11 protein-coding genes are annotated in these 13,681 nt (G+C 69.1%); 5 read left to right on the plus strand and 6 right to left on the minus strand.

Annotation, left to right across the window (positions count from 1 at the left end; all coding sequences use genetic code 11):
* Window positions 1-144 precede the first annotated feature (144 nt).
* Entirely contained in the window at window positions 145-1,329 is a 1,185-nt protein-coding gene (locus ACQY5G_RS04025; protein ID WP_428277237.1) for a Fic family protein, read from the plus strand.
* Between the two features lie 5 nt (window positions 1,330-1,334).
* Here the strand turns inward: ACQY5G_RS04025 and ACQY5G_RS04030 are convergent, their stop codons facing one another.
* Genes ACQY5G_RS04030 through ACQY5G_RS04040 form a run of 3 tightly spaced genes read right to left on the minus strand, consistent with a single transcriptional unit; the run spans window position 1,335 to window position 5,496 of the window.
* Window positions 1,335-1,754 carry a secondary thiamine-phosphate synthase enzyme YjbQ gene (locus ACQY5G_RS04030; protein WP_428277239.1) on the minus strand — a complete coding sequence of 140 codons (420 nt, stop codon included), beginning with the start codon at window positions 1,752-1,754 and terminating at the stop codon, window positions 1,335-1,337.
* A gap of 22 nt (window positions 1,755-1,776) precedes the next feature.
* Entirely contained in the window at window positions 1,777-4,191 is a 2,415-nt protein-coding gene (locus tag ACQY5G_RS04035; protein WP_428277241.1) for a xanthine dehydrogenase family protein molybdopterin-binding subunit, read from the minus strand.
* Window positions 4,192-4,248: 57 nt separating this feature from the next.
* Window positions 4,249-5,496: a TolC family protein gene (locus tag ACQY5G_RS04040; protein WP_428277243.1), complete on the minus strand. Its 1,248-nt coding sequence runs from the start codon at window positions 5,494-5,496 to the stop codon at window positions 4,249-4,251.
* 263 nt (window positions 5,497-5,759) lie between these two features.
* Between ACQY5G_RS04040 and ACQY5G_RS04045 the strand changes: the two genes are divergently transcribed.
* On the plus strand, window positions 5,760-6,878 hold the full coding sequence (locus tag ACQY5G_RS04045; RefSeq protein ID WP_428277245.1) for a carboxypeptidase regulatory-like domain-containing protein: 1,119 nt from the start codon (window positions 5,760-5,762) through the stop codon (window positions 6,876-6,878).
* Between the two features lie 31 nt (window positions 6,879-6,909).
* On the opposite strand, the gene ACQY5G_RS04050 is transcribed toward ACQY5G_RS04045, so the two are convergent.
* Both ACQY5G_RS04050 and ACQY5G_RS04055 read right to left on the minus strand, forming a co-directional pair.
* Complete coding sequence (locus tag ACQY5G_RS04050; protein WP_428277247.1) at window positions 6,910-7,683, minus strand: hypothetical protein; 774 nt, start codon at window positions 7,681-7,683, stop codon at window positions 6,910-6,912.
* 122 nt (window positions 7,684-7,805) lie between these two features.
* Window positions 7,806-9,161 (minus strand): sodium-dependent transporter, encoded by a 1,356-nt coding sequence (locus ACQY5G_RS04055; protein ID WP_428277249.1) that lies wholly within the window; start codon window positions 9,159-9,161, stop codon window positions 7,806-7,808.
* Between the two features lie 121 nt (window positions 9,162-9,282).
* Here ACQY5G_RS04055 and ACQY5G_RS04060 point away from each other — a divergent pair, with 121 nt between their 5' ends.
* Genes ACQY5G_RS04060 through queF form a run of 3 tightly spaced genes read left to right on the plus strand, consistent with a single transcriptional unit; the run spans window position 9,283 to window position 12,052 of the window.
* Entirely contained in the window at window positions 9,283-10,410 is a 1,128-nt protein-coding gene (locus tag ACQY5G_RS04060; protein ID WP_428277251.1) for a YkvI family membrane protein, read from the plus strand.
* Window positions 10,407-11,651, plus strand: a complete 1,245-nt coding sequence (locus tag ACQY5G_RS04065) for a dicarboxylate/amino acid:cation symporter (protein WP_428277253.1) — start codon at window positions 10,407-10,409, stop codon at window positions 11,649-11,651. Before ACQY5G_RS04060 ends, ACQY5G_RS04065 begins: the two co-directional genes overlap by 4 nt.
* The gene (queF, locus tag ACQY5G_RS04070) at window positions 11,648-12,052 is read left to right on the plus strand and encodes a preQ(1) synthase (RefSeq protein ID WP_310781713.1); all 405 of its coding nucleotides are present in this window, start codon (window positions 11,648-11,650) and stop codon (window positions 12,050-12,052) included. Before ACQY5G_RS04065 ends, queF begins: the two co-directional genes overlap by 4 nt.
* A 46-nt stretch (window positions 12,053-12,098) precedes the next feature.
* Here queF and ACQY5G_RS04075 read toward each other — a convergent pair whose 3' ends face one another.
* Window positions 12,099-13,667 (minus strand): N-acyl-D-amino-acid deacylase family protein, encoded by a 1,569-nt coding sequence (locus ACQY5G_RS04075; RefSeq protein WP_428277256.1) that lies wholly within the window; start codon window positions 13,665-13,667, stop codon window positions 12,099-12,101.
* Window positions 13,668-13,681: the final 14 nt, after the last annotated feature.

Below are 13,681 nucleotides of genomic sequence, written 5' to 3' on the forward strand. Positions count from 1 at the left end.
GCAAACCGTTGTATAATCTGTCACCGATGACATGAGATCCATTGCTCCATACACCGGATATGCCTATCATTACTACGTTTTACAGATGTTATATTTGTGTCAGATAACGTGTCACGTAAGGTGTCAGACAAAGCGCCCTCAAGTATGGATTGGCAGACATTCAGCTTCGAATACCGCCTCGACGGGCCCGGCTTGGCCGCCCTTCTCATCGAAATCGAGGCGAGCCGGAAGGCCGTCGAGAACCTTCTGCTGCCCCCGGATTGGAGGGACCAGCTCGACCGATTGAACCGCATCAGGACGATCCGCGGCACGACCGCCCTTGAAGGCAACCCGCTGTCGGAAGCGCAGGTGCGCGAGCTGCTGGATCGTAAGACCGAAGCGGACTCCACAACCAGGGAGTCTCGGCAGATCGAGAATGCCGACGCCGCCCAGAACTGGGTTCGCGAACGGTTCGGACCCGGCGAGGCGCCGCTGGCGGTGGCGGACATCCTCCGAATGCACGAATTGCTCACCACGGGCTCGGATGACGTGAACAACGTACCCGGTCGGCTGCGAGTATACGGCGTTCAGGTGGGTACGCCGGAACTGGGCGGAGTCCACCTCGGAGCACCTCACGAGGAGCTCCCGCAACTTCTGGACGACTTCGTGGTCTTCGTCAACTCTCGGCGCGTGCGGGATGAACATCCGGTGGTCAGGGCGCTGCTCGCCCATTTCTTCCTGGTAACCATCCATCCGTTCGGAGATGGAAACGGCCGCGTGTCGAGACTGGTCGAGGCCGCCATCCTCTTTGAAGGAGGATACAACGTCCATGGTTTCTACGGACTCTCGAACTACTTCTACCGCAACGGAGATCTTTACAAGAGGCGTCTGCAGGAGTGCCGCAGGGTGCAACCATTCGATGTCACCCCCTTCGTGGCGTTCGGGCTGCGTGGCTTCGACGCCGAGTTGCGCGGAATCAACGCCTTCATCAACTCGAAGCTGAACCGCCTGGTCTACCGCCAGACGCTGGCCTGGGCGCGCGACAAGCGAGTGAGCAAGCGCCGCCGTCTCATCAACGATCGGGAGCATGGCCTCCTGGGTTTTCTCCTCGAGGAGACGGAGCCGACGGATCCCTTCTCGGAAAACCCGTCGCGGCAACTCCCCCTCGGCGAGCTGATCGATTCGCCCTTCGTCCGAACCGTGTATCGCGACGTAACTTCACGGACTTTTCGCCGGGAACTCACGCGGCTTGCGGAACTCGGGTTCATCGTCTTCGAGCGCGACGCGGATTCGGGCGAGTTCGTGGTCGATCTCGACTTCGCGGCTATCGGAAGACACGGCTCCAAGTAAGGCTGCTATTCCCCGAGGACATGCAGCACGACCGTTCGCCGGTGGGGCCGGCTCCGATGCTCGAAGAGGAAGATCCCCTGCCAGGTTCCGAGAGCCGGCGCTCCGTCGACGACCGGGACGGCCAGGTGCGTCTGGGTCAAAGCCGACCGGATGTGCGCCGGCATGTCATCCGGCCCCTCCATCGTGTGCCGGTAGTGGCGGTCGCCTTCCGGAACGAGACGGGCGAAGAAGTTCGAGAGGTCGTGGAGTACGTCCGGGTCCGCGTTCTCCTGGATCGTCAGAGACGCCGACGTGTGGCGGATGTAGACGGTGAGCATGCCCGTCTCGATCTCGAGCCCCGCCGCCCACTCGAGGACGGGACGGGTGATCTCATACAGGCCCTTCCCCCGCGTCTCGACGCCGAGTTGTCGGACGAACTGCTTCATCCCGGCGTGGTGCGCGACGGGTTCAGGCCACGTCCTCGCGGCTCGCGGCGGCGGCGTGCGCGCGCAGGGCCTTCCACACGCGCTGCGGCGTGAACGGGAGCTCGTCGATCCTCACTCCCACCGCGTCGTATATCGCGTTCGCGATCGCGGGGAGCGATGGGTGGAGCGGACCCTCCCCCGCCTCCTTCGCGCCGTAGGGGCCTTCCGGATCCACCGACTCGACGATGAGCGCCTCGAACTCGGGGCAGTCCATGGAAGTGGGGATCCGGTAGTCCAACAGCGACGGCGACGTGTGCAGCCCTCCCTCCACCTCTCCCTCGCGGAAGAGCTGTTCCTCGAAGATCGCTTCCGCGAATCCCATGTAGGCGGAGCCCTCGATCTGGCCTTCGACGAGCACGGGATTGAGCGCGCGGCCGCAGTCGTGCGCCACCCAGATGTTCTTCACGTCGACGACCCCCGTGTCCTCCTCGACCTCGACTTCGGCCACGTGCGCGGTGAAGGAATAGGCGGGTGACGATCCGATCGTGCCGCCGCGGTAGTCGCCGTGGACATCCTTCGGCGTGTCGTAGGAGCCGACGGCGCCCAGCAGGCCGAACTTCGCTTCGGCGATGTTGAACGCTTCCGAAATGGGGATGCGGCGGTCGGCGTCCTCCGGGGCATCGACATCGAAGGCCCAGCCGCGCGCCAGACGCACCCGGCCGGCCGGCACGCTCCAGACCTCGCCGACCGCTTCCGTCACCTGCGCTCGAAGCGCGCGGCAGGCCTCGAGACAGGCGTTTCCCACCATCACGGTCTCGCGCGAGGAGTAGGCCCCCAGGTCCACCGGCGTGAGGTCCGTGTCGGCGGAGAAGACGCGCACGTACTCGAGCGGGACGCCGAGTTCCTCGCAGGCGATGTAAGCCATGGTGGAGTCGGAACCCTGCCCGATCTCCGACGCGCCGTGCAGGATCGCCACCCGGCCGGAGCGCTCGATCTGCACCTGCACCGCGGCCTGGGGCATCTCGTTCGGATAGATGGGGTAGTTCGTGCCGGAGATGTAGGACGAGGCGGCCATCCCGAGGCCGCGACCTGTCGGCAGCCGCCGGTAGCGCGTCTTCCAGTCGCTGGCCCGCTCGACCGCCTCCAGGCACTCCAGGAAACCGTTGGACCGGACCCTGAACTCGTTCACCGTCCGACCCGTGCCCATGAAGTTGCGGCGGCGGAGTTCGAACGGGTCGAGGCCGAGCTTCCCGGCCAGCTTGTCGAGCGAGATCTCGTACGCGAAGCGCGGCTGCACCGAGCCGTGGCCGCGCTTGGGGCCGCACGGCGCGACGTTCGTGTACACGCGCGTCGAGTCGAAGCGGTAGGACTCGATATGGCAGGGCGCGGTGAGGAGTTGTCCCGAGTAGTACGTGGTCACGAGGCCGAACGAGGCGTAGGCGCCGCCGTCCAGGATCGTGTGGGCGTCGAGCGCCCTGAGCTTCCCGTTGCGCGAGGCGCCGAGCCGGTACTTCATGCGCATGGGGTGGCGGCCGCGGTGCGAGTAGAAGAGTTCTTCGCGCGTGTAGAGGATCTTCACCGGACGGCCGGTCCGCATCGCGAGGAGCGCGACGCAGAACTCGAGATCGAACGGCTCGGACTTGCCGCCGAAGGCCCCGCCCACGGCCGGCTGCACGACCCGCACCTTCGCCACGTCGTGGTCGAGCACCCGCGCCAGCTCCCGCTGCAGGTAATGCGGGACCTGCGTCGAGGACCACACCTCGAGCACGCCCTCCGGGTTGAGTCGGGAGATCGCGCAGTGGGGTTCGATCGGCGTGTGCGTCGTCCCGTGGAAGAAGTACTCCCCCTCGATGGTGACGTCCGCCTCCGCCATCTGCGCATCCACATCCCCGAACTCGAGGTGGACATGCTTGAGGACGTTGCCGTTCGCCCCCGGCTTGCGCGGCGCGTGGATGGGCTCCGCGGCGGCCTCGGGCGTCAGCGACTCCTCGGGCGAGAGATAGACGGGAAGCGGCGCGTACTCGACATGAATCCGCTCGAGCGCCGCGTTCGCCGTGTCTTCGTCGACCGCGGCCACCGCCGCCACCGCGTCGCCGATGAAGCGCACCTTGTCGACGCAGAGCGCGTGCTCGTCGCGAGTCCACGGGATGATCCCGTACGGCGTCGGCAGGTCCCGCCCGGTGATGACGCCGTGCACGCCTTCGAGGGCCTCGGCTTCGGTCGTGTCGATGGACACGATCCGGGCGTGCGCCTCCGTGGAGCGGAGGATCTTCCCGTGCAGCATCCCCGGCAGGACGATGTCGTCCGTGTAGATCTCGCGGCCGGTCGACTTGCGGAGCCCCTCGACCCGGCGCGCGCGGCGGCCCAGCGCCGTGAATTCGGCGTCGGCGAGCCCGGGGAGCCCGTCCGGGTTTTCGGCGGCCGCGCGCTGTGCGGGCGTCAGTTCGTGCGGGTGCATATGTCCAATCTAGCGTCGACCCGCGGGTGGAGCATCAGCGGCGGACGAAGCTCCGGTTCATCGTTCGCCCTGCGGGGTCCGTCCCATGGCGCGCAGGAGGTCCCAGTAGTCGATCCACGCCGCGGATCGCATGGAGAGGGCGCTGAGCCGCGCGCTCCGGAAGGCCCTCGCCGCGTCGAGCAACTCCAGGAGCGACATTTCGTTCTCTCCGTACGCCGCCGTCGCCGAGGCGAGCAGCGCTTCGGCATCCGCCAACAGGCCGTCGGCCGCCGTTGCGAGACGGGCGCGACTGGAGGCGTAGCGGTCCGAGGCCGTCAGGAGATCGTTCTCCGCCAACCGTCTCCGGAGGTCGAGGCGATGGGCGGCCGCGGCGCTCCGGGCGTCGGCCGCCTGCCGGTTTCCCCCTCCGCGATCGAACAACGGCAGCGGGAGATCGAGACCCAGGCTGAGTCCCTGGAATCCGCCCTCCTGCCGTCGATATCCCAGACTGACGGTCGGATCGGGCATCCAGCCGGACCTCGCAACGGCGAGTTCGGCCTGCGCGGCGTCCAGATCCCGGGCCGCGGCCTCCAGGTCCGGCCGCTCGAACATCGCGCCGAGTGCGGCTTCGCGAGTCACCGGAGGCGGCAGTCCTTCCAGCGCCGCAGACGGTCCGACCTCCTCGATTCCGGTCCCGGGCAGGATCAGCGCGGCGAGGCGCCTTCGGGCGTCGCGGGACCGGAGTTCGGCCTCCGCCACATCCTGCTCGGCCTGCACCCGTTCCAGTCGCAACCGGCGCGTTTCGTAGGCGGAGATGTCCCCTTCCTCCAGGCGGATCTCCGCATCCTCGGCCGCCTCCTGGACCACCTCCACGGCCTGCCGCGCCGTGAGTTCCGCCGCTTCCGCAAACCACGCGAGCGCCCAGGCCTCGCGAACCTCGAAGGCGAGCCGGGTCGAGTCGCTGCGGAACCGGGCGGTGCCGGCTTCGATCGTATGGGCGGCCGCCCGGTAGCGGGCGGCGGTCCGGCCGGGCCATTCCAGAGGTTGAAAGAGGAGCAGATTCTCCTCCCAGTACTCGTCGCCATTCCGGTCGAGGTCGTCGCGCCTGGCCGAGACCGACGGGTTGAACCAGGCTCGTGACTGGCGCGCGGCTCCCGCGATCTCGGCGGCCTCGGAGCGCGCGATCCTCAGCGCGAGGCTGTTCTCGGCGAACGCCTCGAGGGCCGTCGCGAGCGAGACTCGGTGTACGGCTTCCTGACCGAGCGTCGGGCCCGGCAGTAGGAGAAGGGCGCCAAGCCCCAGAAGCGCGATGTAGCGGATCTTCAATTCCTCGTCGCGATGGCCCGGATCCGGTCCAACGGGGTTTCGCCGCGGACGGACGCACCCCCGGCGGCGCACCCGGATCTCAGGGCCAACCTCACCAATCGTCGCGCCGCGTAGCAAGTGCGGCCGACGTGACGAGTGACCTCGCGGGTCGGTTCGACGTCAGTCTATCGTGCAGCCGCACCTCAGGCTGGTTACTGGTGCCGCTGTGGTGCAGTTGTTTTCCGTGGCAGAGCTCATTCAAGGGCACCCTCCGGAGGTCGTCAATGAGTCAAAGGTGGGCACGCACCCGGAGACCGACCCACCACGTCATCGCCGTGGCAGCGGGCGACGCGACGCTGCGCACCGGCGTCGTGTTCGGCGCACTGCAGTTCGCTTTGGGGGCCGGCGGGCTCGTTGGACAGGAGGCGGAAGACTGCGGCGCCGACCTTTCCCTTGGGGTCGCCGTCGTGGACGAGTCCGGCTCGATTCCGATTCCGTTTGCGACCGTGATCCTGGCGTCGGAAGACACGGATGCGTTGAGCAGGCCGATGCGCGGGCAGGCCGGGTCCGACGGTCGACTTGTTTTCTGCGTCCCCGATGGCGTCCGTCAAGCGAACCTGCGGGCGGAGTTCGGGGACGCCTCCAGCGACGAAACCGAAGTCAACGTCAGGTTCGCGGCATCGCAGGACGTCGTCCTCAGACTTCGCGTCGCTTCGGTCGAGAACGGGCGTCTGCTGGGCACGGTGACGGACGCCCTCAGCAACGCTCCGGTGACCGCGGCCGCGGTGTCCCTCCGGGGCCGTTCGCAGGAAGTTCAGACGAACCGGCAGGGCGGGTTCATCCTCAGCGAGGTGCCGGTAGGCGTGTACGAGTTGTCCGTGCGGCATCTCGGGTACGCCCCGCTGCGGCACATGGTCAATGTGGCCCGCGGCGCCACCACGGACGTCCAGATCGGCCTCGTACCGGCTCCGCTCGAGATGGAACCGCTCGTGGCGACGGCCGTGCGCCTGCGCCGGCTGGAGATCAAGGGCTTCTACGAGCGGAAACGCTGGGGCGAACTCCTCGGCCTCGGTGCGTTCTACACCGTGGCGGATATCGAGCGTCGCAATCCGGTGCTCATATCCGACATGATCATGGAGGAAGCGTCGATCCGACGCGTCTGTCGTCTGGGTTCGCGCACCTGCAGACTGTACACGACGCGGCTGGCCACCGGTTCCGGCTCGCGTTGTCTCATGCAAGTCTACCTCGACGGCATCCTCATCAGCGAGCTGGGCGAGGCCGACGCGTGGGTGTCGCCCGTTGACATCGCAGGCGTCGAGGTGTTCAAGGGCGCGGCGTCGTTGCCGGCCGAGTTCACGGGACCCGGCTCGCGGTGCGGCGTGGTCGCGATCTGGACGAAGTAGGCCATCGGGTTCGACCCGGAGTTCCCGCGCGTCAGCTGCAGGTGGAGGGGTCCACCGAGATCGTGACGGCCCGCGCCGTCAGCGTCGCCCCTTCCCGTTCCCAGTCGATCAGCGCATTGGCTCCCAGCCGCTTCGCCTCGGCCACCAGTTCCTCGACGGCTTCGCGGAACCCCGGACCGGAACCGAGGCCGGTCATTCCCCTCTGCCTGCGCATCTCGGACTGAAGCCGGGCGACCTCCGAGGCGCTGAGCACCTCGACCCGCGACACGACGGGAAGATCCGCCTCCACGTCGCCGTGCTCCTCCCGGGGACACGCCTCGAGTTCCCCCCAGTCGGAGTCGCAGCGCAGGAGGCGCGAGACGGCCCTGCCGCCGGATGGATCGTCACGGGAGCCGGGACAGCCCCACAAGCGGCCGTCGTCGCCGGCATCCGCCAGCCTGAAACCGAGGTTCACCTGCAGGAAATCGTCCGTGAGAGTCGAGACGACGACGGCCCCGCTCAGGGTCGCCACGATGGGTTGAACGGACACCTCGACCCCGAGTGGAACATTGCAGAGCACGTAGCTGCCGTCGAGCGCGGTCTGTCCCTCGGTCCGCGCCGCGTCGCCATCCGTCTCCCACGTCGCGACGACCGTCGCGCCGGGCAAGCCGATGCCCGCGTCCGCGTCCGTTACGAGGCCCCACACCGCCCCCGTGCCCGGCTGCGCGCCGGGGCAGACTTCGCCGAGTTGCTGGGCAGCGACGCCGCTCGCGGCGAGAGCGAGCGCCGACACGGCCCCCGGGAGCGTGGCTGCGAATCGCCTCATAGTCTCCGCCTTCCACTGATGGCCGGAATAGGATGGCCGAATCATGATAACTCATGCTCAGCGAGGGATCACGGCCCGGGGTGAAGACGCCGAGCACATGTCGAACCGTCGCCCGCGCGGAGTCACGCCCCGGCGAAGACGCCCAGCACGTCGGTGAGGAGCCACCAGGCGCCGACGGCGAGGATCGCGGCGGGGATCACGAAACGGAGCCAGTAGTAGAGCCAGATCGCCGGCACGCCCCGCTTCGCGCGCCCGTCCTCGCCCGCCGCCAGCTGCCGCAGCACTTCGGAGCGGTCCAGGGCCCACCCCACGGCGACGACCGAGAGCAGCGCGCCGAGCGTCTGGAAGCCCGATCCGAAGGTTAGATCCCAGGGCGTGAACACGTTCATGTTGGTCATCGGGGGCAGCGCGAACGCGAATACGACCACGGTCGTCAGCGTGACCGCGCGCGGGCGGCCGATCCCGGTGTTGTCGGTGACGCCCGCCACGAGGACTTCCAGCGCCGCCACATCCGACAGGTAGGCGCCCCCGAACAGGGCCAGGAAGAAGAGCGTCCCGAACACGGCCCCGGCGGGGATCCGGCCGAACACCTCGGGCAGCGTGACGAAGAGGAGACCGGGGCCGCTCGCCGGCTCGAGTCCGAACGCGAACACGGCGGGGAAGATGGCGAGCCCCGCCATGAGTCCGGCGCAGAGGTCGCCGCCCGCGGTGAAGACGGCGTTGCCGCGCAGGGGGTCGTCGCGGTTCAGGTAGGAGCCGTACACGACCATGAAGGTGCCGCCCAGCGAGAGGCTGAAGATCGCCTGACCCAGCGCCCCCAGCATGACGGGCGGCGTGAGCGCGCCGGGATCGAAGGCGCCCAGGTACCAGCGGAGACCCTCTCCGGCCCCCGGCAGCGTCAGAGAGCGGGCGATGAGGATCACGAGCCCGGCGAGGAGCGCCGGAACGATGAAGCGGCTCGCTTTCTCGATCCCGCGCCGCAGCCCGCGCCGCAGCACCGCGGCGCAGGTGAGGAGGACGGCCCCGGTGCAGGCGCACTGCAGCAGGAAGGAGCGGAGGGAGAACCCCTCGTCCGGGGGCAGAATCGCCGCGGCGTCGATCTCGACCCCGACGCCGGAGAGCAGCCCGGCCAGGGCGTGGTACAGCACCCAGCCGAGCGCGTTCGAGTAGTAGCCGGTGGCGGCGGTGACGCCGACGAAGAAGATCCAGCCAAGGGCGCGGCCGAAGGGGAGACCGCCCGACTCGAACGCGCCGACCGGGCCGCGGCGCGTGTGCCGGCCCAGCGTCCATTCCGCCATGAGCGCGGGAACGCCGATCAGCACCACGGCCAGGACGTAGAAGGCTACGAAGGGAGCCCCGCCGAACTCGCCGACCATGTACGGGAAGCGCCACACGTTCCCGAGACCGACGGCGACGCCGATCATCGTGGCCACGAGCCCGAAGCGGGAGCCGAACGTCTCGCGTCTGTCTCGTTCCATCCCCGGCCTCTAGCTTGGCGGGTCGCATGTGGCCGCCGGCACCCGGCGCCCGGGTCGACTCGCCCCTCGCTGACGGGCGAAACCTTGGGGCAGGGGCCGGCCGAGAGAAAGGGACGCCAGCGTGAAAGCTCCCTGGTTCCGCCGCTATCTGCTGCCGGGGCTCGTCTTCCAGTCGGCCGTGATCGCCGGCGGATACGGCACGGGGCGGGAGAACGTCGAGTTCTTCCTCTCCATCGGTCCCACGCCCGGGCTCGCCGCCATGGCCCTCTCGACGGCGATCTGGAGCGCGGTGTGCGCCGTCACGTTCGAACTCGCGCGCCAGTTCCGCAGCTACGAGTACCGCAACTTCTTCAAGCGCCTGCTCGGGCCGTCCTGGGTGCTGTTCGAGGTCACGTACGTACTGCTGACCCTCCTCGTGCTCGCCGTCATCGGGGCGGCGGCGGGCTCGATCGTGGACGAGACCTTCGGCCTCCCGTATGCGCTGGGCGTGATCGTGGCGCTGGGGGCGGTCGCGCTGCTCCTCTTCTACGGGAGCGTCGCGATCGAGCGCTTCTTTGCCGGCTGGTCGTTCGCGCTCTACGCCGTGTTCGTGGCGCTCGTCGTGTGGTCGCTGGTGCGCTTCGGGTCCACGCTGGGCCCGAGTTTCGCCACGAGCAGTCTCGACGGCAACTGGCTCGTGAAGGGGGTCCAGTACGGAGGCTACAACCTCTCCGCGGCCGCCGTGGCGCTGTTCACCGTGCGCCACATCCAGAGCCGGAACCAGGCCGTGTGGGCCGGCCTCCTGGCCGGCGTCATCGGGATGCTGCCGGCGTTCTTCTTCTACCTCGCCATGGTGCCGCACTACCCCGCCATCGTCGACGCGACCGTCCCCTCGAACTTCATCCTCGAGGCGCTCGGGTCGAGGACGTTCCAGATCGCTTACCAGGTCATCCTCTTCGGCACGCTGATCGAGACCGGGACCGGGATGATCCACGCGGTGAACGAACGGCTCGCCGTGACGCGGCGCGAGCGGGGCGCGGGGATGCCGAGTTGGGCGAGGCCGGTGGTCGCGGCGGTCTTCCTCGGGATCGCGCTCTCCCTCACGCCTCTCGGCCTCATCGACCTCATCAGCCGGGGATACGGGACGATCACCTGGGGGTTCATCGTCTACTACGTCGTGCCCGTCCTCACCATCGGCGCGTGGCTCGCGTTCCGGAAACGGGGAGAAACGGGGACCGCCGGGACATCCGGAGGAGGTGAAGGGACGTGAACACCCGCGCCATTCTCATCGGCCTCGCGCTCGGGCTGGGGCTTGGGGTCGCCGCCTCCGCCACCGGATCTCCGGCGCTCCTGCGCGCGGCGGAGGCCGTGGCGCCGCTCGGACAGGTCTTCCTGCGCGCGATTCAGATGGTCGTGATTCCCCTCGTGGCCGCGGTCGTTTTTGTCGGTGTGGCGCGGATCGGGAACCTCCGCAAGCTGGGGCGGATCGGCGGCCTCTCCGTCGGGTTCTTCTGGGTCACGACGCTCCCCGCGATCCTCATCGGGATGGGCGTGATGGGTTTCGCGCTCACCTTCACGGCGCCGGTGCCGCCCCCGACCCCGACGACGGAGCTGAACACGGCGAACCCGGGCGTGATCAACTTCCTCGTGAACCTCGTGCCGAGGAACCCGGTGCAGGCGGCGGCGGACGGATCGCTGCTCTCGATCCTCATCTTCATCGTCCTCCTCGCGGCGGCCACGACGACGCTGCCGCGGGAGAAGCGGGAGTTGCTCACCGGATTCGCGGAGACGGCGGGCGACGCCCTCATCAAGCTCATGAACTGGGTGCTGTGGACGGCCCCCGTGGGCGTGTTCGGCCTCGCCGCGCCGGTGATCGCGCGCACGGGGCTCGCGCTGCTCCAGAACCTCGCCGTCTTCATCCTCGCCGTCGTCGTGGGCCTCTTCATCCTCAAGGGTCTCGTCCTGCTGCCGCTGGTCCGCTTCGTCGGCGGCATGCGGGCGGGCCGATTCATCCGCGGCACCGTGGGTACGTACACGGTGGGCTTCAGCACGACGACGTCGGTGGGCACGCTGCCGATGATGCTGCAGGAGGCGGAGAAGCTGGGGCTCCGGCGAGACCGCTACACGCTGATCCTCCCGCTCGGCGCCTCGATCAATCGCCCGGGGAGCGCCCTCTTCCAGAGCGCTTCGCTGGTCTTCCTCGCGGCCATGTACGGGGTCCCGCTCGATGCGGGGCTCATCGCCGCGGCGGTCCTCGCGATCTTCCTCGCCGCGATGACGGTGGCGCCGGTGCCGAGCGCGAGCATCGTGTCGCTGGTGCCGGCGCTCGATGTGGTGGGCGTGCCGCTGGCCGGACTCGGGATCCTGCTCGGGATCGACCGCGTGCCCGATGTCTTCCGCTCGGCGACGAACGTCATCGGCCACATGGCCGCCGCCACGACCGTCGATGCGATGACGCGCAACGATGAAGAGGCGGAGGAAGAAACGAACGAAGGGACGGAGGACGGATGACGAGACTCCCCGCGTCCGGTCCCCTGCCCCGGCCCCGGGACCCGGAGGAGGGACGCGAGACGCTGCGCGCGGAGGCGATCCCGGCGGCCGACGTTCAGCGCGTCCGCCTGCGGGCGCTTGAGTTCACATCGCTCTGCCCGAAGACGGGACAGCCGGACTTCGGGCGGGTGACGATCGACTACGAGCCGCGCGACCGCTGCCTGGAGTCGAAGGCGCTTAAATTCTACCTGTGGTCCTTCCGGGACGAGGGAGAGTTCTGCGAGACGCTCGCGGCCCGGATCGCCGACGACGTGGTCTACGCCGTGGCGCCGCGCCGGGTGCGCGTCGAGGTGGAGCAGAACGTCCGCGGCGGCATCGAGATCGTCGCGACCGCCGAGCGCGGGGAGGCTGCCGCCGACTGAGGCTCCCGCACCTCCCGGCACGCGAGGTGCGCGTCCAGCCGCCCGGTCAGCGCGCGCGGCGGATGGCGCGGCCGGGGCGGGCGCCGGTCGGCTCCCCGGCGGACCAGGTCTCCACGCCTCCGAGCCACACGCTCTCGACGCCCTCCGCCTGCCGGGTTCCGTTGTCGAAGGTCGACCGGTCCACCACGCGCTCCGGGTCGAAGATCACGAGGTCCGCCCGGGCCCCCGCGCGCAGCACCCCGCGGTCGTTCAGCCCCAGCCGCCGCGCCGGCATCGAGGTGGCGCGCTGCACCGCCCGCTCAAGCGTCAGGATGCCGCGCTCCCGCACGTAGTGGCCCAGCACGCGCGGGAAGGTCCCGGCGCCGCGCGGGTGCGCGCTCCGCACCCCGCCGTCGCTCGACGTCATCACCCACGGCGAGGCCATGAACGTATCGACGTCGTCCTCGTTCATCGTGTGGCCGATGAGCCCGGAGCCCCCGTTCTCCATGATCCAGATGTACGCCTCCACGTCCGTCATCCCCCTGCGCCGGGCGATCTCGTCGAGCCGCAGCCCGTTCAGTTCGGGTTCGTCCCAGAAGGCGACGATCTGCAGCCGGTTCGCGCCGCCGGCCGCCGCGATCCCCTTCGCCACGGAGTCCGGGTTCGAGAACATCCTCGACCGCACCACGATCGCGAGCCCGGACTGCCAGGCCGCGTACGGGTACTGGTCCGCCGTCACGTCCAGCCCCTCGTCGTTCGCCCGCCGGATCCGCTCGAGCACGTCCGGAGCGCGCCCCCAGACCGAGGCGTTCCCCGCCTTGATGTGCGAGATCTGCACCGGGAGCTCCGCCTCGCGCCCGATGCGGATCGCCTCGTCCACGGCCTCCATGAGCCCTTCTTCCTCGTCCCGCATGTGGGTCATGTAGAAGCCGCCGTGGCCCGCCGCCGCACGCGCGACGGCGATCAGCTCGCCCGTCGTGGAGTAGAAACCGGGATCGTACTCGAGTCCGCTCGAGAGGCCGAACGCGCCCGCCGTCATCCCGCGCTCGACGCGCACCGTCATGTCCGCGATCTCGGCGTCCGTCGCGCTACGCCGGTAGTCCTCCCCCAGCGCGAGTCTGCGCACGGTCCCGTGTCCGACGAGCGTCGCGACGTTCACCGTGGGACGGAGTGCGTCGATGCGCCCCAGGTAGTCCGAGATGGGCCACGGAGAGGAGCCGTCGGCTCCGACGACGATCGTCGTGATGCCCTGCGCGAGTTGGGTCGTGGCCAGCGGGAAGTCGAACAGGCGGTCCGTGGAGTGGTTGTGGATGTCGATGAAACCCGGAGCGAGGACGAGACCCGTGAGGTCGCGCCGTTCCGCGTCGGGCGGGGCCTCGACGGAGCCCGGGGAGCCGAGCGCCACAATGCGTCCCCCCTCGATGAGCACGTCGCCGACATAGCCGGGCGCGCCCGTCCCGTCGACGAGCGTCGCATTCGTGAACAGGACCGTGGCCGGTTCTTCCGCCACACCCGCGGCCGCCTGCGCCGCGACCCCTTCCGGAGCGCCGGCGCCTCCCGCGACTCCCAGGATCAGCGCCGTCAGGAGGTGGAGGCCGCGGTCACCGCGGCGCGCGCGTTTCGTTCCTTCAGACATATCGCGTTACCTTC

The sequence above is a fragment of the Candidatus Palauibacter sp. genome (assembly GCF_965261555.1).
Classification (GTDB): domain Bacteria; phylum Gemmatimonadota; class Gemmatimonadetes; order Palauibacterales; family Palauibacteraceae; genus Palauibacter.

Excerpts from the sequence above, each read along its gene's own strand:
- ACQY5G_RS04025 (WP_428277237.1), top strand. The coding sequence starts at position 145 with ATGGATTGGCAGACATTCAGCTTCGAATACCGCCTCGACGGGCCCGGC.
- ACQY5G_RS04030 (WP_428277239.1), bottom strand. The coding sequence starts at position 1,754 with ATGAAGCAGTTCGTCCGACAACTCGGCGTCGAGACGCGGGGGAAGGGC.
- ACQY5G_RS04035 (WP_428277241.1), bottom strand. The coding sequence starts at position 4,191 with ATGCACCCGCACGAACTGACGCCCGCACAGCGCGCGGCCGCCGAAAAC.
- ACQY5G_RS04045 (WP_428277245.1), top strand. The coding sequence starts at position 5,760 with ATGAGTCAAAGGTGGGCACGCACCCGGAGACCGACCCACCACGTCATC.
- ACQY5G_RS04050 (WP_428277247.1), bottom strand. The coding sequence starts at position 7,683 with ATGAGGCGATTCGCAGCCACGCTCCCGGGGGCCGTGTCGGCGCTCGCT.
- ACQY5G_RS04055 (WP_428277249.1), bottom strand. The coding sequence starts at position 9,161 with ATGGAACGAGACAGACGCGAGACGTTCGGCTCCCGCTTCGGGCTCGTG.
- queF (WP_310781713.1), top strand. The coding sequence starts at position 11,648 with ATGACGAGACTCCCCGCGTCCGGTCCCCTGCCCCGGCCCCGGGACCCG.
- ACQY5G_RS04075 (WP_428277256.1), bottom strand. The coding sequence starts at position 13,667 with ATGTCTGAAGGAACGAAACGCGCGCGCCGCGGTGACCGCGGCCTCCAC.